Source organism: Streptomyces sp. NBC_01296 (assembly GCF_035984415.1).
GTDB lineage: Bacteria > Actinomycetota > Actinomycetes > Streptomycetales > Streptomycetaceae > Streptomyces.
Map to the genome: position 1 here is coordinate 3,682,443 of NZ_CP130720.1, position 25,739 is coordinate 3,708,181.

Below are 25,739 nucleotides of genomic sequence, written 5' to 3' on the forward strand. Positions count from 1 at the left end.
GTCCGTGTGGTGCACGGCACACGGACCGGGAGTTCGAAGGCGCGGAGCGGGATTTCCCCCCGCTTTTCAGCCATCCGCTACCGCCGGACGGGTGTCGCGCAGGCGCACGGAAGGCTCGGCGGGCCTCCGTGGGCGCCTCAGCGGACCGTGAAGCGGACCGCGCTCTCCAAGAACTGGATCTCCAGCCACGGCTTGGGCTCCATCACCAGCGCGAGCAGCGTGATCGCCACCCCCAGCAGCCCGTACGTGACCATGTCCGTGAAGCGGGAGCGCACCGCGAGCATCCCCACCTGCGGCAGTACGCGCCGCAGGACGGAGGCCGTGATCAGGGCCACGCCGATCACCAGGACGCCGGCGCGGGGGTGTCCCAGTGCGGTCAGGAGCAGTCCGACCGCGGTTGCGGCGAGCACGCTGAGCATCGGCCACTGCCGGGCCGCGAGCGCGTCCCCGGGCGCGGCGCGGCCGTGGCCCTCGGGGCGGGCCGTGTCCTGGGTGACGGAGGGGAAGCGGCGCGACTTCGCGGCCTCCGCGGCCGTGGCCGCTTCGGCGCCGCGCCCGGCTTCGGACGTGGCGCCGGCGGCGGCGGTGTCGGGGCCGGGGCCGGCGCCGGAACCGGCTGCGGCCTCGGTCCCCGAGTCGGCGCCGGCGCCGGCTTCCGCTTCGTTCTCAGCCTGCACTGGTCGACGTCCGTTCCGCCGCCTCGACGACGTTCACGAGCAGCTGCGCGCGGGTCATCGGGCCGACTCCGCCCGGGTTCGGGGAGATCCAGCCGGCCACCTCGGCGACGCCCGGGTGCACGTCGCCGACGATCTTGCCGTTCTCGTCACGGCTGACGCCCACGTCCAGGACGGCCGCGCCGGGCTTCACGTCCTCCGGCTTGACCAGGTGCGGGACACCGGCCGCCGCGACGATGATGTCCGCCTGGCGCAGCTGGGCCGCCAGGTCGCGGGTGCCGGTGTGGCACAGGGTCACGGTGGCGTTCTCCGACTTGCGGGTCAGCAGCAGGCCCATGGAGCGCCCGACGGTGATGCCGCGGCCGAGGAGCACCACGTGCGCGCCGTTGATCTCGATGCCGTGGTGGCGCAGCAGCTGGACGATCCCGTACGGGGTGCAGGGCAGCGGGCCCGGCTCGTTCAGCACCAGCCGGCCGAGCGACATCGGGTGCAGGCCGTCGGCGTCCTTGGCCGGGTCCATCAGCTCCAGGACCCGGTTGGTGTCGATGCCCTTGGGGAGCGGGAGTTGGACGATGTAGCCGGTGCACTCCGGGTTCGCGTTGAGTTCCCGTACGACCGCCTCGATGTCCTCCTGGGAGGCCGTCGCGGGCAGTTCGCGCTGGATGGAGGCGATGCCGACCTCGGCGCAGTCCTTGTGCTTGCCGTTGACGTACCAGCGGCTGCCCGGGTCGTCGCCGACCAGGAGGGTGCCGAGGCCGGGGGTGATGCCCCGGGCCTTGAGCGCCGCCACGCGGGCGGTCAGTTCGGACTTGATCGCGGCGGCGGTGGCCTTGCCATCGAGAATCTGGGCGGTCATGGTCCCATCCTCCCGGATGGGACGGCCCCGGTTCCAGTCGTGGGGGTCCCCGCGGGTTCGTCACAGGCTTGAACCGTTCGTTGCACTTGCACAACAAGTGACGGGCCGGTCGCACCGCGGCTGGACAACTCCGGCCCCATCGGACGACGATGACCGAAAGAGTGCCGCGGGCAGTGCCGGGGGGCGGACCGCACATCGCAGTGTTTTCCTCCGCGCGTGCCGTGCGTCCCCGCACTTCCACGGAGGAACACCCCAAGATGAGCTTCGGCGACCCGAACAACCCGTACGGGCAGCAGCAGCCGGCCCCGCAGGGGCAGCCCGGCTACGGCTACCCCCAGCAGGCCCCGCCCAGCGTCCCGCCGCAGGGTGGTTACGCCTACCCGCAGCAGGCGCCGATGGGCTACCCGAACCAGGCCTACCCGGCGGGTCCCGGCGGATACCCGGGCGCCCAGATGCCGATGCCCGGCGGGGTGAAGGCCGCCCGCGTCATCCTGTTCATCGTCGGCGGCCTCCAGGTCCTGGGCGGGATCGCCGCCCTCGTCGGCGGGGCGCTGTTCGCCTCGGCGTTCTCGGGCTCCTCCAGCTCCTCGGGCTACAGCTCCTCGGCGAGCGACGCGGGCGCGCTCGCGGGCGGCGTGATCGTCGGCATCGGCATCTTCGCCCTGGCCCTGTCGCTGTGGCCGATCCTGACCGCCGCCAAGCTGGGCAAGGGCCGCGGCGGCGTCCGGGTCTCCGGCATCATCTACGGCTCGCTGATGACCCTCTTCTCCGGGCTCGGCGTGCTCGCCAACCTCGTGGCGCTCGGCAGCGACACGGCGGCGGGCGCCGTGGTGTTCTCGCTGGTCATCGGCCTGATCGAGTTCGGGCTGGCCCTCTGGGTCCTGGTCGGCCTGGCCAACTCGGCCGCCGGCGCGTACTTCCGGCGCCCGCAGTACTAGAGCGCAGCAGCAAGACCCGTCAGTACGGCGAAGGCCGCCACCCGCAAAGCTGCGGATGGCGGCCTTCGCCGTACTCGGGGCGCCGGCCCGGCGCCCGGTGCTCAGTGGAAGAAGTGCCGGGTGCCGGTGAAGTACATGGTCACGCCGGCCGCCTTCGCGGCCTCGACGACCTGCTCGTCACGGACCGAACCGCCCGGCTGGACCACGGCCTTGATGCCCGCGGCGGTCAGGATCTCCAGCCCGTCCGGGAAGGGGAAGAAGGCGTCGGAGGCCGCGTACGAGCCCTGCGCGCGCTCGGCGCCCGCCCGCTCGACGGCCAGCTTCGCCGAGTCGACGCGGTTGACCTGGCCCATGCCGACGCCGACCGAGGCGCCGTCCTTGGCGAGCAGGATCGCGTTGGACTTGACGGCCCGGCAGGCCTTCCACGCGAAGGCGAGCTCGGCGAGCTCCTCCGGGGAGAGGGCGTCGCCGGTGGCGAGCGTCCAGTTCTTCGGGTCGTCGCCCTCGGCCTGGAAGAGATCGCTCTGCTGGAGCAGCGCGCCGCCGGAGATCGGCTTCAGGTCTCCCGGCTGGTGCGGGGTGCCGTCGACCTTCAGGACGCGGATGTTCTTCTTCTTGGCCAGGATCTCGACCGCGCCGTCCTCGTACGCCGGGGCGGCGATGACCTCGGTGAAGATCTCCGCGACCTGCTCGGCGAGCTCGACGGTCACCGGGCGGTTGACCGCGATGACGCCGCCGAAGGCCGACAGCGGGTCGCAGGCGTGCGCCTTGCGGTGCGCGGCGGCGACGTCCGCGCCGACGGCGATCCCGCACGGGTTGGCGTGCTTGATGATCGCGACGCAGGGCTCGTCGTGGTCGTACGCGGCGCGGCGGGCGGCCTCGGTGTCCACGTAGTTGTTGAAGGACATCTCCTTGCCGTGCAGCTGCTCGGCGTTGGCGAGCCCGCCCGGCTGGCCGTCGGTGTAGAGGGCGGCGGCCTGGTGCGGGTTCTCGCCGTAGCGGAGGGTGGACTTGCGGTCCCACGCACCGGCCAGGAACTCGGGCAGCACGGCCTCCGGCTCCGGGGCGTACGCATTCGTGAACCAGGAGGCCACGGCGACGTCGTACGCGGCGGTGTGCTGGAAGGCCTCGGCCGCCAGCCGCTTGCGCGCGGTGAGGTCGAAGCCGCCGCCCTGGGCCGCGGCGAGGACGTCGGCGTACCGGGCGGGGCTGGTGACGACGGCGACCGAGGGGTGGTTCTTGGCGGCGGCGCGGACCATCGACGGGCCGCCGATGTCGATCTGCTCGACGCACTCGTCGGGGGTGGCGCCCGAGGCGACGGTCTCCCGGAACGGGTAGAGGTTGACGATCACCAGGTCGAACGGCTCGATGCCGAGCTCGGCGAGCTGGCGCTGGTGGTCCTCCAGGCGCAGGTCGGCGAGGATGCCGGCGTGCACGCGCGGGTGCAGGGTCTTGACCCGGCCGTCCAGGCACTCGGGGAAGCCGGTGAGCTCCTCGACCTTGGTGACGGGCACGCCGGTCGCGGCGATCTTGGAGGCGGTGGAGCCGGTCGAGACGAGCGCGACGCCCACCTCGTGCAGGCCGCGGGCCAGCTCCTCCAGTCCCGTCTTGTCGTAGACACTGACGAGCGCGCGCCGGATCGGTCGCTTCGACGAGCTCGACGAGGTGGTGCTGCTCTCTACGGCGGTCACTGGATTGTTACCTTTCGTCCCTCAATGCGGTAGCCGTGCCGGGCCAGTCGCCCCACGACGTCGACGAGCAGCTGGCGCTCGACTTCCTTGATGCGCTCGTGCAGAGCGGCTTCGTCGTCCTCGTCCCTGACCTCGACCACACCCTGGGCGATGATCGGACCGGTGTCCACGCCGGCGTCCACGAAGTGGACCGTGCAGCCGGTGACCTTCGCGCCGTAGGCGAGGGCGTCCCGTACGCCGTGGGCGCCCGGGAAAGCGGGGAGGAGGGCGGGGTGCGTGTTGACGAAGCGGCCGCCGAAGCGGCCGATGAACGACGCGCCCACGATCTTCATGAACCCGGCGGACACGACGAGGTCCGGCGCGTGGGCTGCGGTCGCCGCGGTGAGGGCGGCGTCCCACTCCTCACGGGTCCCGTACGCCTTGACCGGACACACGAAGGTGGGGATCCCCGCCTTCTCGGCCCGCTCCAGGCCGACGATGTTCTCGCGGTCGGCCCCCACGGCGACGACTTCGGCGCCGAAGCCCTCGGATCCGCCCGGGTGGGCGTCGATGGCGTCGAGCAGGGCCTGGAGGTTGGTGCCGGAACCGGAGACCAGCACGACCAGGCGGGAGGCGGCCATGGGAGGCCCTTTCTGCGGGAATGCTTCCATACATCTTGTGTGATCAGACAAAACTTAGGTATCCCGAAATACGGGGGACCCTACGAAGCCGCCGACCGCCTGCAACGATACCGGCACACCGGACAGCCCCCGAGGGACGGGGGGACGGCCGGGCGGTAGCGTCTGGCGTACAAGCCGCATACGGCCACGACACAGGGGAAGAAACGCACTCGATGCCGGATCGCCGCCAGCCCGACTCCTCCACCGACGACAACCCCTTCGCGGCTCCCCCGGAAGGCCGGCCCGACCAGCCGTGGCAGCCGCGCAGCGGTGGCGACGGCGAGGGCGACCGCCCCGGTGAGGACCCCGGGACGGGCCCGAGCGGGCCCGTGCGCTGGGACCCGACGGACCCGGTCCAGCGGCGCGCCCGGTACGCGCTGCTGGCCGGCATGTGGGGCTTCTTCTTCGGGATCTTCGGGATCCCGTCGGTGGGGCTGCTGCTGGGTGCGCTCGCCCTGTACTGGGGGATCAGCGGGCTGCGCGGGAGGCCGGCTGCCGCATCCCCGTCGGACGCGCGGGCCGATGCCGCGGCGGGCCCTGCCGCCCAGGGGGGCCTGGCGGCCCTCGGGCCGGCCGCCCGTCCCCAGCGGACGGCGGCGATCGGCGGGCTGGTCACGGCCTCGCTGGCGATCCTGCTGGCCCTGAGCTCGTACGGCTTGCAGCTGGCGTACAAGGACTTCTACGTCTGCCGCGAGGACGCCCTCACGAAGTCGGCGGAGCTGCAGTGCAACACGCTGCTGCCGGACAACATGCTCGGCAAGATCCTCAAGGTCCAGCAGTAGCGGCGGCCGGCAGCGGCCACCGCCTGCGGCTGCGCCGGCTCAGGCCGGGGGCTTGCGGCGGGCCAGTACACGGGCGCCGGCCACCGGCGGCACGAGCGACCCGGACGGCTCGGGCTCCTGTGGCGGGGCCGGCTCCGCCGGGACCGGAGTCGGCGTCAGGTCCAGGTGAAGTCCCGTCACGACGGTGAACCGGCGCGACGGTTTGACGGGTGCGGCCTTCCCCGGTTCCGCCGGCACCGGCTCGGCGGGGGTCGGCTCGGCGGGGGCCGGCGGCGCGTCCTGGGCCAGGTCGGGGATCAGGGCGCCCGCGGCACGCCGCAGGGCCTCCCAGCGCAGCTCCCGTACGCCGCGGTCGTGCCACTCGTCCTCCCCCTCCATGCCGCTCGCGTCCGCCTGCCGGGCGGGCCGGGTACGCCAGGAGTGCACGGCCACCGCCACCGGCACCGCCGGGAGCAGCGTCCACGCGAAGGCCGCCGCGCCGGTCGCCCACCACACCGGTCCGAAGCTCGCCAGCCCCCGCGAGCCGAGCGGCCCCGACGAGGCCGCCGCGAGTCCGGCCAGCACCAGCGCGCACACGAGGGCGCCCAGAGCCGCCGTCAGAGCGGTTTCCCCGTACGAGACTTCACGCGCCCGGCGTACCGCGAACCACCCGACTGCCAGCCCGGCCACCAGCGGCACCCCGGCGGTCGCACAGGTCAGCAGCGTCCCGGGCCCCTCCGGCGGCAGCGCCGCCAGCAGCGGGAACCTCGGCAGCGCGGGTGCTCCCGCGAAGCCGAGCGGGGTCGCGGTCGCGCCGGCGCCGAGGGCGAAGCCGGGCCCGAGGGCGTAGGCCGCGCCCCACACCACGGCGTTCGGGAGCAGCGCGAGGGCGAGGAGCAGGACCGCGAAGCGGCCGGACCAGACGCCGGTCAGCGCCAGGAAGGACCCCTGGACCTCCGCGGCGTGCCAGGCGAGCGAGGCCCCGACGAGCAGCGCACCGCCGCCCAGGAGGACGAGGGCCCCGGCGGCTCCGGCGCGCAGCGCGAGAGCGTAGCGGGGGCGCGCGACGGCCCTCCGTACGCTCCCCGGCACCCACCGGGGCAGCGGCCCGACCGGACGCCCCTTGGCCGCCCACACCCCGCCGGCGGCGGCGAGCACGGCGACCAAGGGGACGTGCCAGGCGGCGCTGAGCGGGTCGGCGGGCATGGGGCCGCCGGCCGCGTAGACGGTGGCCAGCGATCCGACGGAGAGGTATCCGCAGGTCACGGCGGAGAAGACGGCGCCGGCCGGCAGGACCTCGTCCCCGTCGCTGCCGTCGCCCGAGGCGCTGCCGAGGCGGGCGGCGCGGCGCATGAGCAGGGCCGGCAGCGCGACGAGGAGCAGCGGGGTCACCCCGACGGGGGCCGGGACCCCGGAGAGGGTCTCGTACCGGACGAGTTCGGTCCCGTGGGCGAGCAGCCAGAGCCCGGCGGCCAGGTGCAGGGCGCCGCCGGGGCCGCTGTCGGGGTAAGGGGAGCTGATCCACAGCACGATGACGAGCACGGCGAGGAAGCCGAGCCCCAGCCCTGCGGCCACGGCTCCGCCCAGTACACAGGCCGCGGCGGCCGGCGATCGGCGCCGCCCGGCGGCGGCCCGCGGGGCGGGCGGCAACGCCGTCGGCAACAGGGTGCCGCGTTCGGTCACTTGGGTCACCCCGCCATGGTGCCAACGACACGCGCTATGGGCGGGTAACAGGCGAATGTCCGTGGTGTCGCTCAATATATGTTTTATGTACTTTTCCGCCCAGGGCTGCCGGCAGGTCACGGGGAGTGTGGCATGACAGAGAGCGTCGAGGAGCCGAGGCTCCCCTCGCCCAAGGAACGCCGCAGACTGCGCGAGGCGGCGGGCCTGACGTACGAGGACGTCGCGACGGCGGTGGGCGTCACGGTCAGCACGGTCCGCTCCTGGGAGACGGGCCGCACGGACCCCCGAGGCCGCAAACGCCAGGCGTACGCGGGTTTCCTGACGGCCCTCCACCCCTCGGACGCGGATGCGCACGACGCGGTCGCCACCGGGTCGGGCACAGCGGCGGTTGACGGCACGTCATCGGCGGAAGGCCACGCGGACTCAGACGCGGGTTCAGACGCGGAGTCAGACGCGGACTCAGATACAGACACAAACGCGGACGCGGGGAGCACCGGCGCGGACGAGACCGAAGCGAGCCCGTTGCGGATGTCGGGCGGCATCCGGCCCTTCGGCATGGGCGGGCCGGGTCCGCGGACCCGGCCGCCGGTCGCGGCCAAGCGGGCTGCGCGGCCCCCCGCGGCCATGCCCCGCCACGTGGCCAAGGTCAACGTCAAGGCCACCGCCCGCGGCATCGGCACGCCCGGCCGGGCAACCTCCGCCCCGGCCGGCCTGCCTCCGCAGCACGACGCCCTCGCACCCGCGCCCGAGCAGGACCCGCCCGATCCCCCGTCAGGAACCGCCCTCGCGGACTCCCCCCACCCTGAGGGGCCCGAGCGCGCGCCCGAAGGGGCCACCGCGCCCCACCCCGGAGCGGCGGCACAGCTGCCGGGCGGGCCTGCGCCCGAAGGGGACGACGCATCCGAGCCCGAGGCGCCGGGCGGGACGGAAGGGGAGCCGGAGGTTCCGGAGGGCGGGGCTGCGGTGGGGCCGTTGGGGCCCAGGGAGGTGTTCGACGCGCTGTACGAGTACGCCGCCCCCGCGCTCACCCGGCAGGCGTACCTGCTCACCGGCCGCCGCCGTCTCTCCCAAGAGGCCGTCGAGCGGGCGTTCCAGCTCGCCTGGGCGCGGTGGCCCGAGGTGGCCACCGATCCCGACCCCGTCGGCTGGGTGCGCGCCGCCTCGTACGAGTACGCCCTCTCCCCCTGGCACCGGTTCCGCCGCGCCCACAAGCACCCCGACAAGGCACCGGCCGCCCCCGCGGACCGCATCCTGATGGACGCCATGCTCGCGCTCCCGCCGGCCCACCGCCGTACCGTCCTGCTCTACGACGGCGTCGGCCTCGACCTCCCCGACACCGCCGCCGAGACCGAGGCCAGCACCCCCACCGCCGGCAACCGGCTCCTGCACGCGCACGCCGCCCTCGCCGACCGGATCCCGGAACTGGCCGCCGCGCCGCCCGAGAGGCAGTCCGCGCTGCTGCGCGAGCGGCTCGGCGCGGTCACGCCGGCCGTCCGGCTGGAACCCCGCGCCGCAGCCGCCGTACGCGTCGCCGCCGAGTACCGCGCCAGGCGGTGGACCCAGGCGGTCCTCGGCCTGAGCGCCGTGATCGCCGCCGCGACCGCGTACACCACCGTGACCGCGCCCCGGCAGTACGAGCCCCCCATCGCGCCCGGCGCGAGCGTCTCGGGGGTGCCCCCGCTCAGCGGCCCCCAGCGGCTCACCGACGAGACCCGGCAGCTGCGCGAAAAGCTGCGCGGGCATCCGGCGCACAGGCCCGAGCGGCTCACCCCCAGCCTGGAGTGAACGCGAGCAGGAACGGGCGTGGCCCGCACCCCGGTCGGGATGCGGGCCACGCCCGTACAGCCGTACACGTACGGCAGCGCCAAGCGTTACTTCGCGGCGTTCAGGATCTCGCGCGCGAGCTTCGCCGTCTCGGTCGGCGTCTTGCCGACCTTGACGCCGGCGGCCTCGAGGGCCTCCTTCTTGGCCTGCGCGGTGCCGGAGGAGCCGGAGACGATGGCGCCGGCGTGGCCCATGGTCTTGCCCTCGGGTGCGGTGAAGCCCGCGACGTAGCCGACGACCGGCTTGGTGACGTTCTTCGCGATGAAGTCCGCCGCACGCTCCTCGGCGTCGCCGCCGATCTCACCGATCATGACGATCAGCTCGGTGTCCGGGTCGGCCTCGAAGGCCTCCAGGGCGTCGATGTGCGTGGTGCCGATGACCGGGTCGCCACCGATGCCGACGGCGGAGGTGAAGCCGATGTCACGGAGCTCGTACATCATCTGGTAGGTCAGCGTGCCCGACTTGGACACGAGACCGATCTTGCCGGGCTTGGTGATGTCGCCCGGGATGATGCCGGCGTTGGACTGGCCGGGGGTGATCAGACCCGGGCAGTTCGGGCCGATGATCCGGGTCTTGTTGCCCTTGGCGGTCGCGTACGCCCAGAAGGCGGCGGAGTCGTGCACCGCAATGCCCTCGGTGATGACGACGGCCAGCGGGATCTCGGCGTCGATGGCCTCGACGACGGCCGCCTTGGCGAAGGCCGGCGGGACGAAGAGGACGGAGACGTTGGCGCCCGTCGCCTTCATCGCCTCTTCGACGGAGCCGAAGACCGGGACCTCGGTGCCGTCGAAGTCGACGGTCGTGCCGGCCTTGCGCGGGTTCACGCCACCGACGATGTTGGTGCCGTCAGCCAGCATCAGCTTGGTGTGCTTCATGCCCGTGGCACCGGTCATGCCCTGGACGATGACCTTGCTGTCCTTGTTGAGGAAGATAGCCATGTGAGTCTGTGACCTCTGCCCTTACTTCGCAGCCGCGAGCTCGGCGGCCTTGTCGGCCGCGCCGTCCATGGTGTCCACGCGCTGCACCAGCGGGTGGTTGGCGTCCGAGAGGATCTTGCGACCCAGCTCGGCGTTGTTGCCGTCGAGACGGACGACGAGCGGCTTGGTGACCGCCTCGCCCTTCTCCTCCAGCAGGGCCAGCGCCTGGACGATGCCGTTGGCGACCTCGTCGCAGGCGGTGATGCCACCGAAGACGTTGACGAAGACGGACTTGACGTCCGGGTCGCCGAGGATGATCTCGAGACCGTTGGCCATGACGGCGGCGGAGGCGCCACCGCCGATGTCCAGGAAGTTGGCGGGCTTGACGCCGCCGTGGTTCTCGCCGGCGTAGGCGACGACGTCGAGGGTGCTCATGACGAGACCCGCGCCGTTGCCGATGATGCCGACCTCACCGTCGAGCTTCACGTAGTTGAGGTTCTTCGCCTTGGCGGCGGCCTCGAGCGGGTTCGCGGCCGCGTGGTCCACGAACTCCTCGTGACCCGGCTGGCGGAACTCGGCGTTCTCGTCGAGCGAGACCTTGCCGTCGAGCGCGATGACGTCGCCGTTGGCGACCTTCGCGAGCGGGTTGACCTCGACGAGGAGCGCGTCCTCGGCGATGAAGGTCGCCCACAGGGTCACGAGGACCTCGGCGACCTTCTCGGCGACCTCGGCCGGGAACTGCGCCAGCGCGACGATCTCTCGGGCCTTCTCGATGGTCACGCCCTCGTTGGCGTTCACCGGGACCTTGGCGAGCTTCTCCGGGGTCTCCTCGGCGACCTGCTCGATGTCCATGCCACCCGCGACCGAGGCCATGGCCAGGAAGGTGCGGTTGGTGCGGTCCAGCAGGTACGAGACGTAGTACTCCTCGAGGATCTCGGGAGCGGTCTCGGCGATCATCACCTTGTGGACCGTGTGGCCCTTGATGTCCATGCCCAGGATGTCCGTCGCACGGGCGACGGCCTCGTCCGGGGTGGCGGCGAGCTTGACGCCGCCGGCCTTGCCGCGGCCGCCGACCTTCACCTGCGCCTTGACGACCGACTTGCCGCCCAGCCGCTCGGTGGCCTCGCGAGCCGCCTCAGGCGTGTCGATGACTTCACCGGCCAGCACCGGTACACCGTGCTTGGCGAAGAGGTCCCTCGCCTGGTACTCGAACAGGTCCACGCGCGTCCGTCCCTTGTCTTCAAAGATTCGCAGTGATTCGCGGTTGTCTGCGTGGGCGTGCCGCGGAGGGCAACGTGACGGCGCTGTCACTAGGGAGGCGCACACGGTGACCGTGGACGCGGCATGTCCGTCCCGCAGGTTATCCCCGTGGGACCTGGGTCCCTAAATCAGAGATCACACCTGAGCGGTGATACCTGTCACAGATCGCCTCACGGTTGAACTGGAAGTTCGTGTGATCTGCCAGGGTCGGCGGGGCCGATCGGGGACGGGTCAGGGGACGGGCAAGGGGCGCTTCTCCAGGGCCGCGGCCATGACTTCCGGGAACAGGTCGGGGGTGCACGCGAAGGCCGGCGCGCCCAGTGCCGCAAGGGCCGCGGCGTGCTCGCGGTCGTAGGCGGGAGCACCCTCGTCGGACAGGGCCAAGAGGGTCACGAACTCGACTCCCGACGCCTTCATCGCCGCGACGCGGCCCAGCATCTCGTTGCGTATGCCGCCCTCGTAGAGATCGCTGATCAGGACCACGACGGTGTCGGCAGGGCGGGTGATCTTCGACTGGCAGTAGGCGAGGGCGCGGTTGATGTCGGTGCCGCCGCCGAGCTGCGTGCCGAACAGGACGTCGACCGGATCGTCGAGCTGATCCGTCAGGTCCACGACGGCGGTGTCGAAGACGACGAGCCGGGTCGCGATCGAACGCATCGAGGCGAGCACCGCGCCGAAGACGGAGGCGTAGACGACGGAGGCGGCCATCGATCCGGACTGGTCGATGCAGAGAACCACCTCTTTCTTCACCGCCCGGGCGGCGCGCCCGTACCCGACGAGCCGCTCGGGGACGACGGTCTGGTACTCCGGCAGGTAGTTCTTCAGATTCGCCCGGATGGTCCGGTCCCAGTCGATGTCGGCGTGCCGGGGGCGGCCGGTCCGGGCGGAGCGGTCGAGGGCTCCGGTGAGGGTGGCGCGGGTGCGGGACGCGAGCAGCTTCTCCAACTGCTCGACCACCTTGCGGACGACGGCGCGGGCCGTCTCCCGGGTCGTCTCGGGCATGGCCTTGTGGAGGGAGAGCAGCGTTCCCACGAGATGGACGTCGGGCTCGACGGCCTCCAGCATCTCGGGCTCCAGGAGGAGGCCGGACAGGCCGAGCCGCTCGATGGCGTCCCGCTGCATGACCTGGACGACGGAGCTGGGGAAGTACGTACGGATGTCCCCGAGCCAGCGGGCCACGCGGGGCGCGGAGCCCCCGAGCCCTCCGCTCCGCTCCCCGGCTCCGCCTCCGTACAGCCCCGAGAGCGCGGCGTCCATGCCGGCGTCCCGCCCGCCGGGCACGTACCCGGTCCCGTCCCCGTCCCCCCCGAGCACCATCCGCCACCGCCGCAGCCGCGCCTCCGCGGCGGCGTCGCCCACTGCCGAGATCCCAGCACTGCTCATCTACCCGTCCCCCTACCCATCCCGGCCCCCGGCCCGCGCCGACGCCCGCTCGTCCCGGCCCCCGGCCCGCGCCGACGCCGCGTATCCATTTCCGTCTCCGCCACACCGAGCCCCTGAGCCCGCCGGTGCCATGCGTCCCGCCCTGCTCCGCCCCACCGCTGCGTGGAGCCTCTCCCCGCCGCGCCCTTCCACCGTCCCCCGGGCTCCGCCCCGGGATGCCTGGTGGTCATGCCGGGGTGAGGAGGAGACGGAGGACGGGGAGGACCGCGTTCGCGCGGGTGGGGTCCAGGGTGGGGGCGAAGCCCTCGGGGGCCCGGGACGGCGCGGGCTTCGCCGACGGGCCGCGGCGGACCAGCTCGCCCAGGCTCCGCTTCACGCCCGCCTCGTACGCCCCGAACGTCCTCCGCAGCAGCGGCAGAACGTCGGTGAAGGCCTGCTCCGGCACGCCGGTCAGCCACGCGTCGATCAGCCCCAGCAGCCGCTCGTCGTGGACCAGCAGCGTGCCCCCGCCCCCCGCGAAGCCGTCGATCCAGCCCGCCGCGTCCGCCGGCGCCGCCGCCGGGGACAGCGCGAGCCCCATCAGCCGCGCCGTCTCCTGCGCCGGCAGCCGCCCGTCGTCCAGGAGCAGCCGGGCCGCCCGCCCGCGGATCACCCCCGGCACCGTGTCCCGCCCGGCCAGCGCCCGCAGCACCGCCGACCAGCGCTCCCGCAGGCCGTCCGCCTCCAGGAGTCCGATCGCGCCGTGGACCCCGTCCACATACCCCCGCAGTTCCGCCGCCGCATCCGCGTCCAGGCCCGCCGCGCACGCGGGCGGCAGCGCCACGCAGATCCGCTCCGCGAGCCCGCCCGCGACCGTCCGCAGCGCCGACGCGTCCGTCCCCCGTACGTCCCCGTACCTCAGCGAACGGGCCAGCGCCGGCAAGGCCTTGGCGAGCCCTGCCACGTCGGTGTCCAGCGCGGCACGGTCCGCGAGGGCCCGCAGTACGGCGGGCAGCGCCTCGGACAGCCCGGCCAGCAGGCACCGTTCGGCCAGCGCCGTCACCTCACCGAGCTCCGCCGCCCCGGCCGCATCCGCCTCGGCCTTGGCGGTGGCCGCCGCCTCGACGGTGGTGCCCCAGATCCCGGCCTCGGCGACCCGCACCGACAGCTCCGGCTCCCAGCGCAGCCGCCACGTCTCGCGGAACGTCCCGGTGCTCCCCCGCGAGGCGGCCGGCGTGCCCCAGCCGATGCCGAGCAGCCGCAGCCGGTGCAGCAGCAGGGACTTGGCCGCGTCGGTGTCCTTGCGCAGGTCGAGCTCCAGCTCGCGCTCCTGCGCCTCGGCCTTGAGCCGCAGCGAGCGCTGCTGCCGGGTCAGGTCCCGCTGCAGCGGCACGACGGGCGCCCCGTCGGGGACCTCGCCGAGCACGTCGCCGACGACCAGGCGGTCCTCGACGAGCGCGAGCGGTATGTCGGAGCCGTCGCACATCACGGCCCGCACCGCCTCGAGGGTCTCCGTCAGCCCGGCCACCGGCCGCCCGCGCACCGCGGCCAGCGTCCCCGCCAGCCGGACCGCCTCGATGACGTGGGCCGGGGAAACCTGCCGGTCCTCCTCCCGCAACAGCCCGGCGACCTTGGTCAGCCAGCGCTCCACCGGCCGGTCCCGGGCCGCGAAGAGGTGCGCGTACCAGCCGGGCGAGGTGATGCCCGCCCCGTACCCGTCGGCCCGGGCGAGCCGCCGGTGGGTCCAGGGCACCCAGGTGGTCTCCACCTTGACCTTGGGGAGCCCGGTGAGCAGCGCCTTGTCCGCGGCGGCCGTGGTCTTCGCGCGCAGCGCCGGCACGTGCCAGGCCCCGCACACCACGGCGTACGCGTCCCCGAACTCCCGGCGGGCGGCCCGCATCCGCTGCCGCATGTACGCCTCGCGCACCAGGTCCCGCGCGTGGCCGCCGTCCCCGTACGCCTGGCGCAGCGCGCCCATGGCCTCCCCGAGGACCTCGAACACGGCGAGGGGGTCCTCCCGGACGGCGCCGCGGTGCTCGACCACGTCCTCCCACCAGCGCTCGGGATCGTCGTACCCGGCGGTCTCGGCCAGCACCGCGAGGGGGTCCGGCCGTACGGACCCGGCCGCGTCCGGGTCGGCTTCGGTGTCGGTCTCCGCGGCGAGCGAGTGCGCGGCCGGGAGGTCGATGAACCGCACCGGAACCGGCACCTCCTGCTCCTGCGCCCAGCGGATGGCGACCCACTCCGGCGAGAACGCGGCCAGCGGCCAGAACGCGGCCCTGCCCGGATCGTCGGCGGCGTGCGCGAGCAGGGCGACGGGCGGCCGCATCCCCGGGTCGGCGGCCAGCGGCAGCAGCGCGTCCCCCTCCGGCGGGCCCTCGATCAGCACGGCCGCCGGGCGGGCCGCGTCGAGGGCGGCCCGCACCGCGCGGGCCGAGCCGGGCCCGTGGTGCCGCACGCCCAGCAGCAGCGGCCCCCGCCGCTCGGCGGCCGGGCTGCTCGTACCGTTCATGCCGTCACCTCCCGGCAGGCGCGGTAGAAGTCCTTCCAGCCGTCCCGCTCGCGCACCACGGTCTCGAGGTACTCCTGCCAGACGATCTTGTCGGCGGCCGGGTCCCGGACCACGGCGCCGAGGATCCCGGCGGCCACGTCGGACGGGCGCAGGACGCCGTCGCCGAAGTGGGCGGCCAGGGCCAGGCCGCCGGTGACGACCGATATGGCCTCGGCGGTGGACAGGGTGCCGCTCGGCGACTTCACCTTCGTACGGCCGTCGCCGGTGACCCCGGCGCGCAGCTCGCGGAAGACGGTGACGACGCGGCGGATCTCCTCCAGGCCCTCGGGCACGGCCGGCAGGTCGAGGGCGCGGCCCATCTGGTCGACGCGGCGGGCGACGATGTCGACCTCGGCTTCGGCGGTGGCGGGCAGCGGCAGCACGACGGTGTTGAAGCGGCGGCGCAGGGCACTGGAGAGCTCGTTGACCCCGCGGTCGCGGTCGTTGGCGGTGGCGATGAGGTTGAAGCCGCGCACGGCCTGCACCTCCTGGCCGAGCTCCGGTATCGGGAGCGTCTTCTCGGACAGAACGGTGATGAGGGTGTCCTGGACGTCGGCCGGGATGCGCGTGAGCTCCTCGACGCGGGCGGTCATGCCCTCGGCCATGGCCCGCATGACGGGGCTCGGTACGAGGGCTTCGCGGCTGGGCCCGTGGGCGAGGAGGCGGGCGTAGTTCCAGCCGTACCGGATCGCCTCCTCGGGGGTGCCGGCGGTGCCCTGGACGAGGAGGGTGGAGTCTGCGCTCACGGCGGCGGCCAGGTGTTCGGACACCCAGGTCTTGGCGGTGCCGGGGACGCCCAGCAGGAGCAGGGCGCGGTCGGTGGCGAGGGTGGTGACGGCGACCTCGACGATGCGGCGCGGGCCGACGTACTTGGGCGTGATGACCGTGCCGTCCTCCAGGGTGCCGCCCAGGAGGTAGGTCGCGACGGCCCACGGGGAGAGCTTCCAACGCTCCGGGCGGGGCCGGTCGTCGGCGGCGGCGAGGGCTTTCAGTTCGTCCGCGAAGGCGTCTTCGGCGTGCGGTCGCAGCGCCTGGGCGCCCTTGCCGTTCTCGGGCGTGGTCATGGTCCCCCTCCAATGCTCGGCAGCCGCTCCCGACTGCTGGAACAACCGTGCACCACGCCACTGACAACGCCCTTCATTCACAACGTTGTTGCAGGTCAGGGCGATTGTCAGTGGGGGTCTCTACGGTGGGACACATGACTGAGCAGGGGGTCCACTGGACGGCGGAACAGGTACTGGCTCTGGCTCCTGACGATGCGTCACGCAAGGCGGGGGCCAAGCTGGGCGGGGCGGGTCCGTGGTCGCAGACCGGAGATTCCGCTTCCGGTTCGGTGTGGGGGTCGTGCAAGGGCAGCGGCAGTACGCCGTACCGGACGGTCGTGGACCTGAGGGGCCCGGCGTACAAGTGCTCTTGTCCGAGCCGTAAGTTCCCGTGCAAGCACGCGATCGGACTGCTGCTGCTCTGGTCGGCGGAGGGGTTCGGCGAGCCCGGCGAGGCGCCGGACTGGGCCGCCGGGTGGCTGGCGGAGCGGGTGGCGAAGGCCGAGCGCCCCGCGGCCTCGGCAGGCAGACCGGTCGACGAGGAGGCGGCGAAGCGCCGGGCCGAACGAAGGGCGGCCCGGATCAGTGCGGGCGTAGGCGAACTGGAGCAGCGGCTCGAGGACGTGCTGCGCGGGGGCCTGGCCGGCCAGCAGCAGGCGGGGTACGCGCCCTGGGAGGAGACGGCCGCCCGGATGGTCGACGCCCAGGCGCCCGGACTGGCCGCACGGGTGCGGGAGTTGGGGACGATACCCAGTTGCGGTCCCGGATGGCCCGCCCGGATGCTGGAGGAGGGCGCGCTGCTGCACCTGCTGAACCGGGGCTGGCTCGGGCTGGCAGGCCTGCCGGAGCCGCTCGCCGCAACGGTCCGGAGCAGGGTGGGGCTTCCGGGTACCGCAGCGGAGGGGGAGGTCGTACGGGACCGCTGGCTGGTGCTGGCCCAGTACGACTCGGTGTCACCGGACGGCCGGCTCACCACCCGGCGGTCCTGGCTGCGCGGGCTGGGGAGCGGGCGCCCGGCCCTGGTACTGGACTTCGGTCCGCCCGGGCGGCCTCCGGGGCTGGCACTGCCCGTGGGGCTGGTGCTGGAGGCGGAGGCTCGCTTCCGGCCCGGTTCGGCGGGACTGCGGGCGGATCTCGGGGAGAGATCCGCGGCGGCCGCGCCGTGCGATCGGGTCCCGGCCGGGGTCAGTACGGGGGAGGCACTGGAGGCGTACGGGGCGGCGCTGCGGGAGGACCCGTGGCTCGACTCGTGGCCGGTGGTGCTGGGCCCGGTGATCCCGATACCGGGGGAAACGGGCTGGCAACTGGCGGACGCGGAGGGCGACTGCGCGCTGCCGGTCGCGCTCGGCGGCGGCGGGTCGCGGTCCGGGCTGTGGCAGCTGGCCGCGCTCTCGGGCGGCGGCCCGGTCACGGTGTTCGGCGAATGCGGACACCGCGGATTCACTCCTTTGACGGCATGGCATCCGGGCTGCCCGGAACCGGTCGCCCTGGGGTGAGGGGCCGGGGGCCCTTGTAGGGGAGGGAGCGTCGGCGCGGGGGCGCCGACGTGCACAAACGACGAAGCCGGGGGGCTTTTGTGAACGACAACCACGCAAGCTGAAGGGTCGACGGACGGGGCACGAAAGCTGCTCCGGTCCCGCGGAGGGGGCGGGACCGGAGCACTGCACGACGAGAGGGAGGGACACGGTGACGGCCACGACGACCACGGGCACGACGACGACCACGACAACCACGACTACGACTACGACTACGACTACGACTACGGGTGCCGCCGCGGACGCGGGTTACGGGGAGTGGGAGGAGCTGGTCGGGGCCGCGCTGTTGGGGACCGGGCGGCGGCAGGGAAGTCCGGCGGCCCTGCTCGACGCCGCGGCCGTGCAGACCGTACGGCGCCGGGCCGGGCTGCGGCCCGCCGAGGCGGGTCCGCGGCCGGATCCCGCACCGCGGGATCCGCGCCCGGCCCCGCCGGAGCCGGCCCGGCGGCGGCTCGCCCAGCTGCTGGCCGGCCGGACCGGCGCGGGCGGCGGCGGGCGGCGCGGGGCCGCCCCGGATCTGACGGAGCTGCTGCCGCAGTGGCTGGCCGCCGCCGGGCGGCACGGCTACCGGGCGCCGGCCGCGCTGGTGCCGGCGCTGCTGGACGCGGCCCGGGCCCGTACGGACCTGCGCCCGCAGGCGCTGGCCCTGGCCGGGGCGCGGGGGCTGTGGCTGGCCCGGCTGAACCCGGACTGGCGGTTCGCCCTGCGCGGCGGGGCGGGCGGCGCGGGGGAACTGCCCGGCCCCGAGGACCGGGCCGGGGTGGAACGGCTGTGGCAGGAGGGGCTGTTCGCGGAGCGCGTGGCCCTGCTGGGGGCCGTACGGGCACACGAGGCGGCGGCTGCGACGCGGCTGCTGTCGACGACCTGGGCCACGGAACGGGCCGAGGACCGGCTGATGTTCCTCGACTCGCTGCGGGTGGGGCTGGCGGCGGGGGACGAGCCGTTCCTGGAGGCGGCCCTGGGCGACCGGAGCCGCAACGTCCGGGCGACGGCCGCCGAGCTGCTGTCCGCCCTGCCGCAGTCCGCGCTGGCCGGGCGGATGGCGGAGCGGGCGCTGGCCTGCGTGGGGCCGCAGGGGGTGACCCCGCCGGCCGAGTGCGATGCGGGGATGCTCCGGGACGGCGTGGTCAAACGGCCGCCGGCCGGGCGCGGGGAGCGGGCCTGGTGGCTGGGCCAGCTGGTGGAGGCGGCGCCGCTGTCCTGCTGGCGCGAGCGGTTCGGCGGGCTCGGCCCGGCGGAGATCGTGGCGCTGCCGGTGGCCGAGGGCGAGAGCTGGCGGGAGGAGCTGCACGCGGCGTGGTGCCGGGCGGCGGTGCGCCAGCGTGATCCGGACTGGTCGAAGGCCCTGCTCGGCGCGGCCTCGGCGCCGCCCGCGACGGCCCCCGGCACGGCGTCGCTCGCGGAGCGGGCGAAGCTGCTGTCGATCCTGCCGGACGGGGAACGCGCGCAGTGGGTCGCGGAGTTCATACGGGCCCACGGCCTCTCGGAGGCCTTCCAGCTGCTCGGCGTGTGCCTGGTGCCGTGGGCGGGGACGCTGGGGCGGGCGGTGGTGGACGCGCTGGACGCCGCGCGGGAGGCGGGCAGCTACCCGTGGAGTTTCAGCGGGGTGATGGGCCTGGCGGAACGCTGCCTGGATCCCGCGGCGGCCGACCACCTGGAGTCCCTGACGACGGCGTCGGACGGCCCGCCGGACACCTCTCCGGGCGCGGCGGCGTACTGGTCGGAGGCCTTCCAGCGCCTGGTCGCCACGCTGCGCCTGCGCGCCACGATGCTCGCGGAGCTGGCCCCGAGGCCCTGACCGGGCCGGGCCGGGCCGGGCAGGACCGTGCGGACACCCCGGGGTACCGCTGCGCAGCATCGGCTCCGCAGCGGTGGCCCGGCGGCTACGCGGTGCGGACGTTGGCGCGGACCCAGTCCACGATCGCCGTCGTCGTTGCGCCCGGGGTGAAGATCTCGGCCACGCCCTTTTCCTTCAGGGGGGCGATGTCGTCGTCCGGGATGATGCCGCCGCCGAAGACCTTGATGTCCTCCGCGTCGCGCTCCTTGAGGAGTTCGAGGACGCGCGCGAACAGCGTGTTGTGGGCGCCGGAGAGGATCGAGAGGCCGATCGCGTCGGCGTCTTCCTGGATGGCGGTGTCCACGATCTGCTCGGGGGTCTGGTGGAGGCCGGTGTAGATGACCTCCATGCCCGCGTCCCGCAGCGCACGCGCGATCACCTTGGCCCCGCGGTCGTGGCCGTCGAGACCCGGCTTGGCCACCACCACACGGATCGGACCGGTCACACCCATCGCACTGCCTCCCGAGTGAACGAACGTTAAGTACAGCATCGCGCACACCCCCGTTTCACGGTCAACCACGAGGGGGAAATCACACGTGGGACGGCGTTGATTCACCGCCAGGGGAGCCGCACCGGGGGCGCCGCGCCACCGTACCGACAGCCGCACGGCACGGTGGCGCGGCCGGCCGCGACCCCAAGAGGCGCTGTCCCACAAGGCTGAGGGGGGCCGTCCATGGGGGTGTCCATACCCGTACCCGTGTCCGGGGCCGCGCTGCGGGCCGGCGTGCTCGAGGCGGTGGTCCTCGGCGGCCACCTGCTCCTCTACCCGACCGGGATACGTCAGGAGAAGCCCGCCGAAACCGGCAGGAAACACCTCGGGCAGACACCCGCACTCCTCCTGCACGGGTTCACCGACAACCGGTCCGTCTTCGTCCTGCTGCGCCGCACGCTCGCCGCGGGCGGGCGGCGGCAGGTGGAGACGTACAACTACTCCCCCTTCACCCGCGACCTGCGGGTCACCGCGCGCCACCTCGCCCGGCGGGTCGAGGAGCTGTGCGAGCGCACGGGACAGGAGCAGGTGGACCTGGTCGGGCACAGCCTGGGCGGGCTGGTCGGGCGGTACTACGTCCAGCGCCTCGGCGGCGAGGCCCGGGTCCGCACGCTCGTCACGCTCGGCACCCCGCATTCCGGCACACGGGTCGCCCCCTTCATGGACGCCCACCCGCTGGTCCGGCAGATGCGCCCGGATTCCGAGGTGATGGCCGAGCTGCGGGCACCCGCGCCCGGCTGCCGGACCCGATGCGTGGCGTTCTGGAGCGAGTTCGACGAGCTGATGGATCCGACCGAGACGGCCCGCATCGAGCATCCGGATCTCCGCGTGGAGAACGTCCAGGTCACCGGCATCGGACACCTCGCCCTGCCCGCCCATCCCGCCGTGACGGCGGCGGTCCGGCGCGCGCTCGACGGACCCGGTCCGGCCGCGGTCGAGAGCCTGGGAGACGCCGCTTCCGTCGCGTGAACACCAACCCACCCGGACTCGAACGAATTTCGAACTCAAGGCCAAGGCTCGGCCTTGCCGCGACCGAAAGACGGCCGAATGCCCGGTTCCGGAAAGCTCGGAGCCGCTCGAAGATTGTCGTTGCCAGTAACCGCCGGGTACAGTCACGCCACTGCTCTCCCCAGGGAACCTCGAGTTCCCTGGCCACCCAGGCCCCCACTGCCGAGGCGAAAGAGAAGTTGGTGAACGACCGCCCCTCGTCGGGCCTGTACCCCGATTCCGGGTACGACGGCCTTTCCGACACCACTTTCGCTGGTGACTCGACCTATGTTTCCTACGAAACACAGGGCCAGGGGTACGACTACGCCTCTTATGCCTCTTACGAGACCGGCGCGTACGACTCCACCGCCTGGTCCGCCCAAGGCAGTTACCCGCAGGACGGCGGCTACCTGCCGACCATCCCCGCCCAGGGCGGCGTCACCGAGGACGCCGGCACCGGACAGTGGGATGCGAGCGCCTGGAACCAGCCGGGCAGCACGGACTACCAGGCCACCGCCTTCGGCTACGAGCAGACCGGGCAGGCCGCGCAGACCGGGCAGTGGGCGGTGCCGGGTTACGGCACCACGGGCACCGAGACCGGCGCGTACGACGCCACCGCCTGGAACACCGTCCCGCAGCACGAGCAGCAGACCCAGACCTTCTCGTACGACTACCCGTACGAGTATCAGCAGCAGCACGAGGCGCACCAACCGCAGCAGCAGGACGCGGCCTACGCCTACGAGGCGCCGGCCGCCCCCGCCGCCGACGTCTACAGCGAGACCGCCGTCTTCGAGGTCCTCGGCAGTGAAGCCCCCGAGCAGGACCACGACTTCGGGCTCGAGCACGGCCTCGACCAAGACTTCGGGATCGATCTCGACGGCGACCTCGCGGCCGCCCCGGTGCACGACCTGCCCACCCAGGCCATGCCGGTCACCCCGGCCGCCGCGCCCGTGCCGCGCGGCTCGCGCCGCGCCGGCGCCAAGACCAAGTCGGCGTCCACGGCCGCCTCTCCGTCCGCAGGCGGCAGCAGCCGGCGCCGCACCCCGGCGAAGCGTTCCGCCCTGCTGACCGTGGCCGTGCCCTCCGCCTGCGTGATGGGCGTCGCCGGTGTCGCGGCCGCCTCCGTCGGCGGACTCACCGCCGCGGACAAGCCCGCCGAGGGCACCACCACGATGGCCGCGCCCGACCCGGCCTCGGTGAAGCCCGTCGCGGCGAACAGCAAGCTCGACACCCAGCTGACGGCGCTCAGCGCCGACGCGGGCGATTTCGCGGACCGCGCGAGCCGCACGCAGGAGCGCATCGACCTGCGCCAGCGCCAGGAAGACGAAAAGCAGAAGAAGGCGGAGGAGGAGGCGGCCAAGGAAGCGGCCCGCCCCAAGTTCGCGATCCCGGTCTCGCAGCACGGCCTCAGCGCCAGCTTCGGCCAGGCCGGCGGCATGTGGATGTCCGTGCACACCGGCATCGACTTCCCGGTCTCCTACGGCACTCCGGTCATGTCCGCCACCGACGGCACCGTGCGCACCCAGTGGAACAGCGCCTACGGCAACATGGCCATAGTGACCTCGCCCGACGGCACCGAGACCTGGTACTGCCACCTCAGCAGCACCAAGATCCGGTCCGGCAAGGTCAAGGCGGGCGACGTCATCGCCTACTCCGGCAACTCCGGCAACTCCACGGGCCCGCACCTCCACTTCGAGGTACGGCCCGGCGGCGGCTCGGCGATCGACCCCCTGCCGTGGCTGCGCAGCCACGGCCTGGACCCGACCTAAGCCCGACAGGCCGGGGAACCGATCCCCCGGCCCCGGCCCCCTGGTTACAGCTTCTGCACCGGCGCGTAGCGCAGCAGCAGGCGCTTCGGCTTGTCGTCCCCGAAGTCGACGGTGGCCTGCGCGTCCGCCCCGGCGCCCCTGACCTCCATGACCGTGCCCAGCCCGAACTGGTCGTGCGTGACCCGGTCCCCGACCGCCAGCGCGATGACCGGCTTGTCGGCGGCCCGGCGCGTCGCGAACCCGGACGGCCCCGACTTCGTACGGGACGAGGACAGGAACGCCTCCGGCGAGGTGCCGAACGTGGCCTTCCCGCCGCCCGAGCCGGACGATCCGTACCCCGAACTCCGCATCGGGCCCGCCGGCTTCTGCGCGGCGCCCGTGCGCTTCCACTGCAGGTACTCCGCCGGGATCTCCTCGAGGAACCGCGACGGCGGGTTGTACGAGGGGGTGCCCCAGGCGCTGCGCATGCTGGAGCGGGTCAGGTACAGCCGCTCGCGCGCCCGCGTGATGCCCACGTACGCGAGGCGGCGCTCCTCCTCCAGTTCCTTGGTCTGGCCCAGCGCCCGCATGTGCGGGAAGACCCCGTCCTCCATGCCGGTCAGGAAGACCACCGGGAACTCGAGGCCCTTGGCGGTGTGCAGGGTCATCAGCGTGATGACGCCCGAGCCGTCCTCGTCCTCGTCCGGGATCTGGTCGGAGTCGGCGACGAGCGCGACCTGCTCCAGGAACTCCGCGAGCGTGCCCGGGTTGTCCTCGCCGCGGGCCTGCTCGAACTCCAGCGCCACCGCCGCGAGTTCCTGGAGGTTCTCGATCCGCGTCTCGTCCTGCGGGTCGGTCGAGGCCTGGAGCTCGGCGAGGTAGCCCGTACGCTCCAGCACCGCCTCCAGCACCACCGCCGGGCCCGCGCCCGAGTCGACGATCGTGCGGAGCTCCTCCATCAGCACGTTGAACCGCTTCACCGCGTTCGTCGAGCGCGCGGCCATGCCGAACGCCTCGTCCACGCGCCGCAGCGCCTGCGGGAAGGTGATCTTCTCGCGCATCGCGAGCGCGTCGACCATCGCTTCCGCGCGCTCGCCGATGCCGCGCTTGGGCACGTTCAGGATCCGGCGCAGCGGGACGTTGTCCTCCGGGTTCGCGAGGACGCGCAGGTACGCGAGGACGTCGCGGACCTCCTTGCGCTCGTAGAAGCGGACGCCGCCGACGACCTTGTACGGGAGTCCGACGCGGATGAAGATCTCCTCGAACACACGCGACTGCGCGTTCGTCCGGTAGAAGATCGCGACGTCGCCCGCCCTGGCGTCCCCGGCGTCCGTCAGCCGGTCGATCTCGTCGGCGATGAACTGCGCCTCGTCGTGCTCGGTGTCCGCGACGTAGCCGGTGATGACGGCGCCGGTGCCGGCCTGGGTCCACAGGTTCTTGGCGCGGCGGTTCTCGTTGCGCTCGATGACCGCGTTGGCCGCGGAGAGGATCGTCTGCGTGGAGCGGTAGTTCTGCTCCAGCAGGATCGTCGTCGCGTCCTTGTAGTCCTCCTCGAACCGGAGGATGTTGCGGATGGTCGCGCCGCGGAAGGCGTAGATCGACTGGTCGGCGTCACCCACCACGCACAGCTCGGCCGGCGGCAGGTCCGGGTAGCCGGTGCCGACGAGCTCGCGCACCAGCGTGTACTGGGCGTGGTTGGTGTCCTGGTACTCGTCCACCAGGACGTGCCGGAAGCGGCGCCGGTAGTGCTCGGCGACGTCCGGGAACGCCTGGAGCAGGTGCACCGTGGTCATGATGATGTCGTCGAAGTCGAGCGCGTTGGCCTCGCGCAGCCGCCCCTGGTACATCGCGTACGCCTGGGCGAGCGTCTTCTCGAAACCGTCGGCGGCCTGCCCGGCGAAGGCGTCCTCGTCGATCAGCTCGTTCTTCAGGTTCGAGATCTTGGCGTTGAAGGCCTTGGGCGGGAACTTCTTCGGGTCCAGGTCCAGGTCGCGGCAGACGAGCGCCATCAGGCGCTTCGAGTCGGCCGCGTCGTAGATCGAGAAGGACGAGGTGAAGCCGAGCCGCTTCGACTCGCGGCGCAGGATGCGCACGCACGCGCTGTGGAAGGTGGACACCCACATGGCGTTGGCGCGCGGGCCGACCAGGCCCTCGACGCGCTCCTTCATCTCGCCGGCGGCCTTGTTGGTGAAGGTGATCGCCAGGATCTGGCCGGGGTGGACGTTCCGCGCGGCCAGCAGGTGGCCGATGCGGTGGGTCAGCACCCGGGTCTTGCCGGAGCCGGCGCCGGCCACGATGAGCAGCGGGGAGCCCGCGTGCACCACGGCCGCGGCCTGCTGCTCGTTCAGCCCGTCCAGGAGGGTCGCGGGGTCGATGACGGGCTTCGGGGAGCCGTCCCGGTAGTACGCATCCCCGCTCCCCTCACTGCCGCCGGCCATGTCGAATCGGCCCCCGAAGAGATCGTCCGCACCCGGCTCCGGGGCGGCGTGGTCCTCGGGCGGCGGAGGGACCTCGTCGGAGGGGGTGAGGTCCGCCAGGAAACTGTCGTCAAAGAGGCTGCTCATCGCTTTCCGAGTCTAGAGGGCGGGACCGACACGCCAGTACGAGTTCCAGCAGACCGGGGAAACGCACCTCCAGGTCGTCCCGGCGCAGCGTGAGGCAGAGCCTGCGGCCCTGCGGGCTCTGGCGGATCACCCCGCCCTCGCGCAGCGTCTTGAGGTGGTGCGTGACGCTCGACCGGGGCAGGTCGGGCACCACCTCGCCACAGAACGTCTCCTCGCCGGAGGCGAGCTTGCGGACGATCTCGAGGCGGGCCGGGTGCCCGAGGGCCGCGAGCACCTCGGCCAGGTCGAGATCCTCGGCGCGGGGGTGGGTCGGCTCGGCGGCGGCAGGCATGCCGTCACTGTACGCAGATCTCGTACGG

The 25,739-nt window shown here is 73.3% G+C and carries 20 protein-coding genes; 7 read left to right on the plus strand and 13 right to left on the minus strand.

Translation table 11 applies throughout. The features are described 5' to 3' along the window. Window positions 1-137: 137 nt before the first annotated feature. The gene (locus OG299_RS16340) at window positions 138-677 is read right to left on the minus strand and encodes a DUF3017 domain-containing protein (protein WP_327361863.1); all 540 of its coding nucleotides are present in this window, start codon (window positions 675-677) and stop codon (window positions 138-140) included. Continuing rightward, window positions 667-1,530 (minus strand): bifunctional methylenetetrahydrofolate dehydrogenase/methenyltetrahydrofolate cyclohydrolase, encoded by an 864-nt coding sequence (locus OG299_RS16345; RefSeq protein WP_327361864.1) that lies wholly within the window; start codon window positions 1,528-1,530, stop codon window positions 667-669. Before OG299_RS16345 ends, OG299_RS16340 begins: the two co-directional genes overlap by 11 nt. Before the next feature lie 257 nt (window positions 1,531-1,787). Here OG299_RS16345 and OG299_RS16350 point away from each other — a divergent pair, with 257 nt between their 5' ends. After that, window positions 1,788-2,468 (plus strand): hypothetical protein, encoded by a 681-nt coding sequence (locus tag OG299_RS16350; protein ID WP_266626295.1) that lies wholly within the window; start codon window positions 1,788-1,790, stop codon window positions 2,466-2,468. A gap of 101 nt (window positions 2,469-2,569) precedes the next feature. Here the strand turns inward: OG299_RS16350 and purH are convergent, their stop codons facing one another. Both purH and purN read right to left on the minus strand, forming a co-directional pair. Then, the gene (purH, locus tag OG299_RS16355) at window positions 2,570-4,159 is read right to left on the minus strand and encodes a bifunctional phosphoribosylaminoimidazolecarboxamide formyltransferase/IMP cyclohydrolase (protein WP_327361865.1); all 1,590 of its coding nucleotides are present in this window, start codon (window positions 4,157-4,159) and stop codon (window positions 2,570-2,572) included. Continuing rightward, complete coding sequence (purN, locus tag OG299_RS16360) at window positions 4,156-4,779, minus strand: phosphoribosylglycinamide formyltransferase (protein ID WP_266626299.1); 624 nt, start codon at window positions 4,777-4,779, stop codon at window positions 4,156-4,158. Before purN ends, purH begins: the two co-directional genes overlap by 4 nt. 212 nt (window positions 4,780-4,991) lie before the next feature. On the opposite strand from purN, the gene OG299_RS16365 reads away from it, so the two are divergent. Next, entirely contained in the window at window positions 4,992-5,600 is a 609-nt protein-coding gene (locus OG299_RS16365; RefSeq protein WP_327361866.1) for a hypothetical protein, read from the plus strand. Window positions 5,601-5,639: 39 nt separating this feature from the next. Here the strand turns inward: OG299_RS16365 and OG299_RS16370 are convergent, their stop codons facing one another. Beyond that, window positions 5,640-7,271 (minus strand): cell division protein PerM, encoded by a 1,632-nt coding sequence (locus OG299_RS16370; protein ID WP_327361867.1) that lies wholly within the window; start codon window positions 7,269-7,271, stop codon window positions 5,640-5,642. 123 nt (window positions 7,272-7,394) lie between these two features. Between OG299_RS16370 and OG299_RS16375 the strand changes: the two genes are divergently transcribed. Further along, a complete protein-coding gene (locus OG299_RS16375) occupies window positions 7,395-9,047 on the plus strand; it encodes a helix-turn-helix domain-containing protein (protein ID WP_327361868.1) in 1,653 nt (550 codons plus the stop codon). Window positions 9,048-9,133: 86 nt separating this feature from the next. Here the strand turns inward: OG299_RS16375 and sucD are convergent, their stop codons facing one another. From sucD to OG299_RS16400, 5 genes are all read right to left on the minus strand, one after another. Continuing rightward, window positions 9,134-10,024 (minus strand): succinate--CoA ligase subunit alpha, encoded by an 891-nt coding sequence (sucD, locus tag OG299_RS16380; RefSeq protein ID WP_266626306.1) that lies wholly within the window; start codon window positions 10,022-10,024, stop codon window positions 9,134-9,136. Between the two features lie 21 nt (window positions 10,025-10,045). Further along, window positions 10,046-11,224, minus strand: a complete 1,179-nt coding sequence (gene sucC / locus OG299_RS16385; protein WP_266626308.1) for an ADP-forming succinate--CoA ligase subunit beta — start codon at window positions 11,222-11,224, stop codon at window positions 10,046-10,048. Window positions 11,225-11,494: 270 nt separating this feature from the next. Continuing rightward, window positions 11,495-12,646, minus strand: coding sequence for a VWA domain-containing protein (locus OG299_RS16390; protein WP_327361869.1), 1,152 nt, complete (start codon window positions 12,644-12,646; stop codon window positions 11,495-11,497). A 226-nt stretch (window positions 12,647-12,872) separates the two neighbouring features. Further along, complete coding sequence (locus OG299_RS16395; RefSeq protein ID WP_327361870.1) at window positions 12,873-15,137, minus strand: DUF5682 family protein; 2,265 nt, start codon at window positions 15,135-15,137, stop codon at window positions 12,873-12,875. Then, a complete protein-coding gene (locus OG299_RS16400; RefSeq protein WP_327361871.1) occupies window positions 15,134-16,240 on the minus strand; it encodes an ATP-binding protein in 1,107 nt (368 codons plus the stop codon). The genes OG299_RS16395 and OG299_RS16400 overlap by 4 nt, the downstream gene beginning before the upstream one ends. Window positions 16,241-16,374: 134 nt before the next feature. Here OG299_RS16400 and OG299_RS16405 point away from each other — a divergent pair, with 134 nt between their 5' ends. Continuing rightward, entirely contained in the window at window positions 16,375-17,715 is a 1,341-nt protein-coding gene (locus OG299_RS16405) for an SWIM zinc finger family protein (RefSeq protein ID WP_327361872.1), read from the plus strand. A gap of 100 nt (window positions 17,716-17,815) precedes the next feature. Further along, window positions 17,816-19,552 carry a DUF5691 domain-containing protein gene (locus OG299_RS16410; RefSeq protein WP_442817591.1) on the plus strand — a complete coding sequence of 579 codons (1,737 nt, stop codon included), beginning with the start codon at window positions 17,816-17,818 and terminating at the stop codon, window positions 19,550-19,552. Between the two features lie 85 nt (window positions 19,553-19,637). Here OG299_RS16410 and OG299_RS16415 read toward each other — a convergent pair whose 3' ends face one another. Beyond that, complete coding sequence (locus OG299_RS16415; RefSeq protein ID WP_053786390.1) at window positions 19,638-20,042, minus strand: coenzyme B12-dependent isobutyryl CoA mutase small subunit; 405 nt, start codon at window positions 20,040-20,042, stop codon at window positions 19,638-19,640. Between the two features lie 222 nt (window positions 20,043-20,264). On the opposite strand from OG299_RS16415, the gene OG299_RS16420 reads away from it, so the two are divergent. Then, window positions 20,265-21,050 (plus strand): esterase/lipase family protein, encoded by a 786-nt coding sequence (locus OG299_RS16420; RefSeq protein ID WP_266626320.1) that lies wholly within the window; start codon window positions 20,265-20,267, stop codon window positions 21,048-21,050. A gap of 221 nt (window positions 21,051-21,271) precedes the next feature. Continuing rightward, window positions 21,272-22,837, plus strand: a complete 1,566-nt coding sequence (locus OG299_RS16425; RefSeq protein ID WP_327361873.1) for a M23 family metallopeptidase — start codon at window positions 21,272-21,274, stop codon at window positions 22,835-22,837. Between the two features lie 44 nt (window positions 22,838-22,881). On the opposite strand, the gene pcrA is transcribed toward OG299_RS16425, so the two are convergent. Together pcrA and OG299_RS16435 are read right to left on the minus strand one after the other, a co-directional pair. Beyond that, window positions 22,882-25,380, minus strand: a complete 2,499-nt coding sequence (pcrA, locus tag OG299_RS16430; RefSeq protein ID WP_266626324.1) for a DNA helicase PcrA — start codon at window positions 25,378-25,380, stop codon at window positions 22,882-22,884. Next, window positions 25,364-25,711 (minus strand): ArsR/SmtB family transcription factor, encoded by a 348-nt coding sequence (locus OG299_RS16435; protein WP_327361874.1) that lies wholly within the window; start codon window positions 25,709-25,711, stop codon window positions 25,364-25,366. Before OG299_RS16435 ends, pcrA begins: the two co-directional genes overlap by 17 nt. Window positions 25,712-25,739 lie beyond the last annotated feature (28 nt).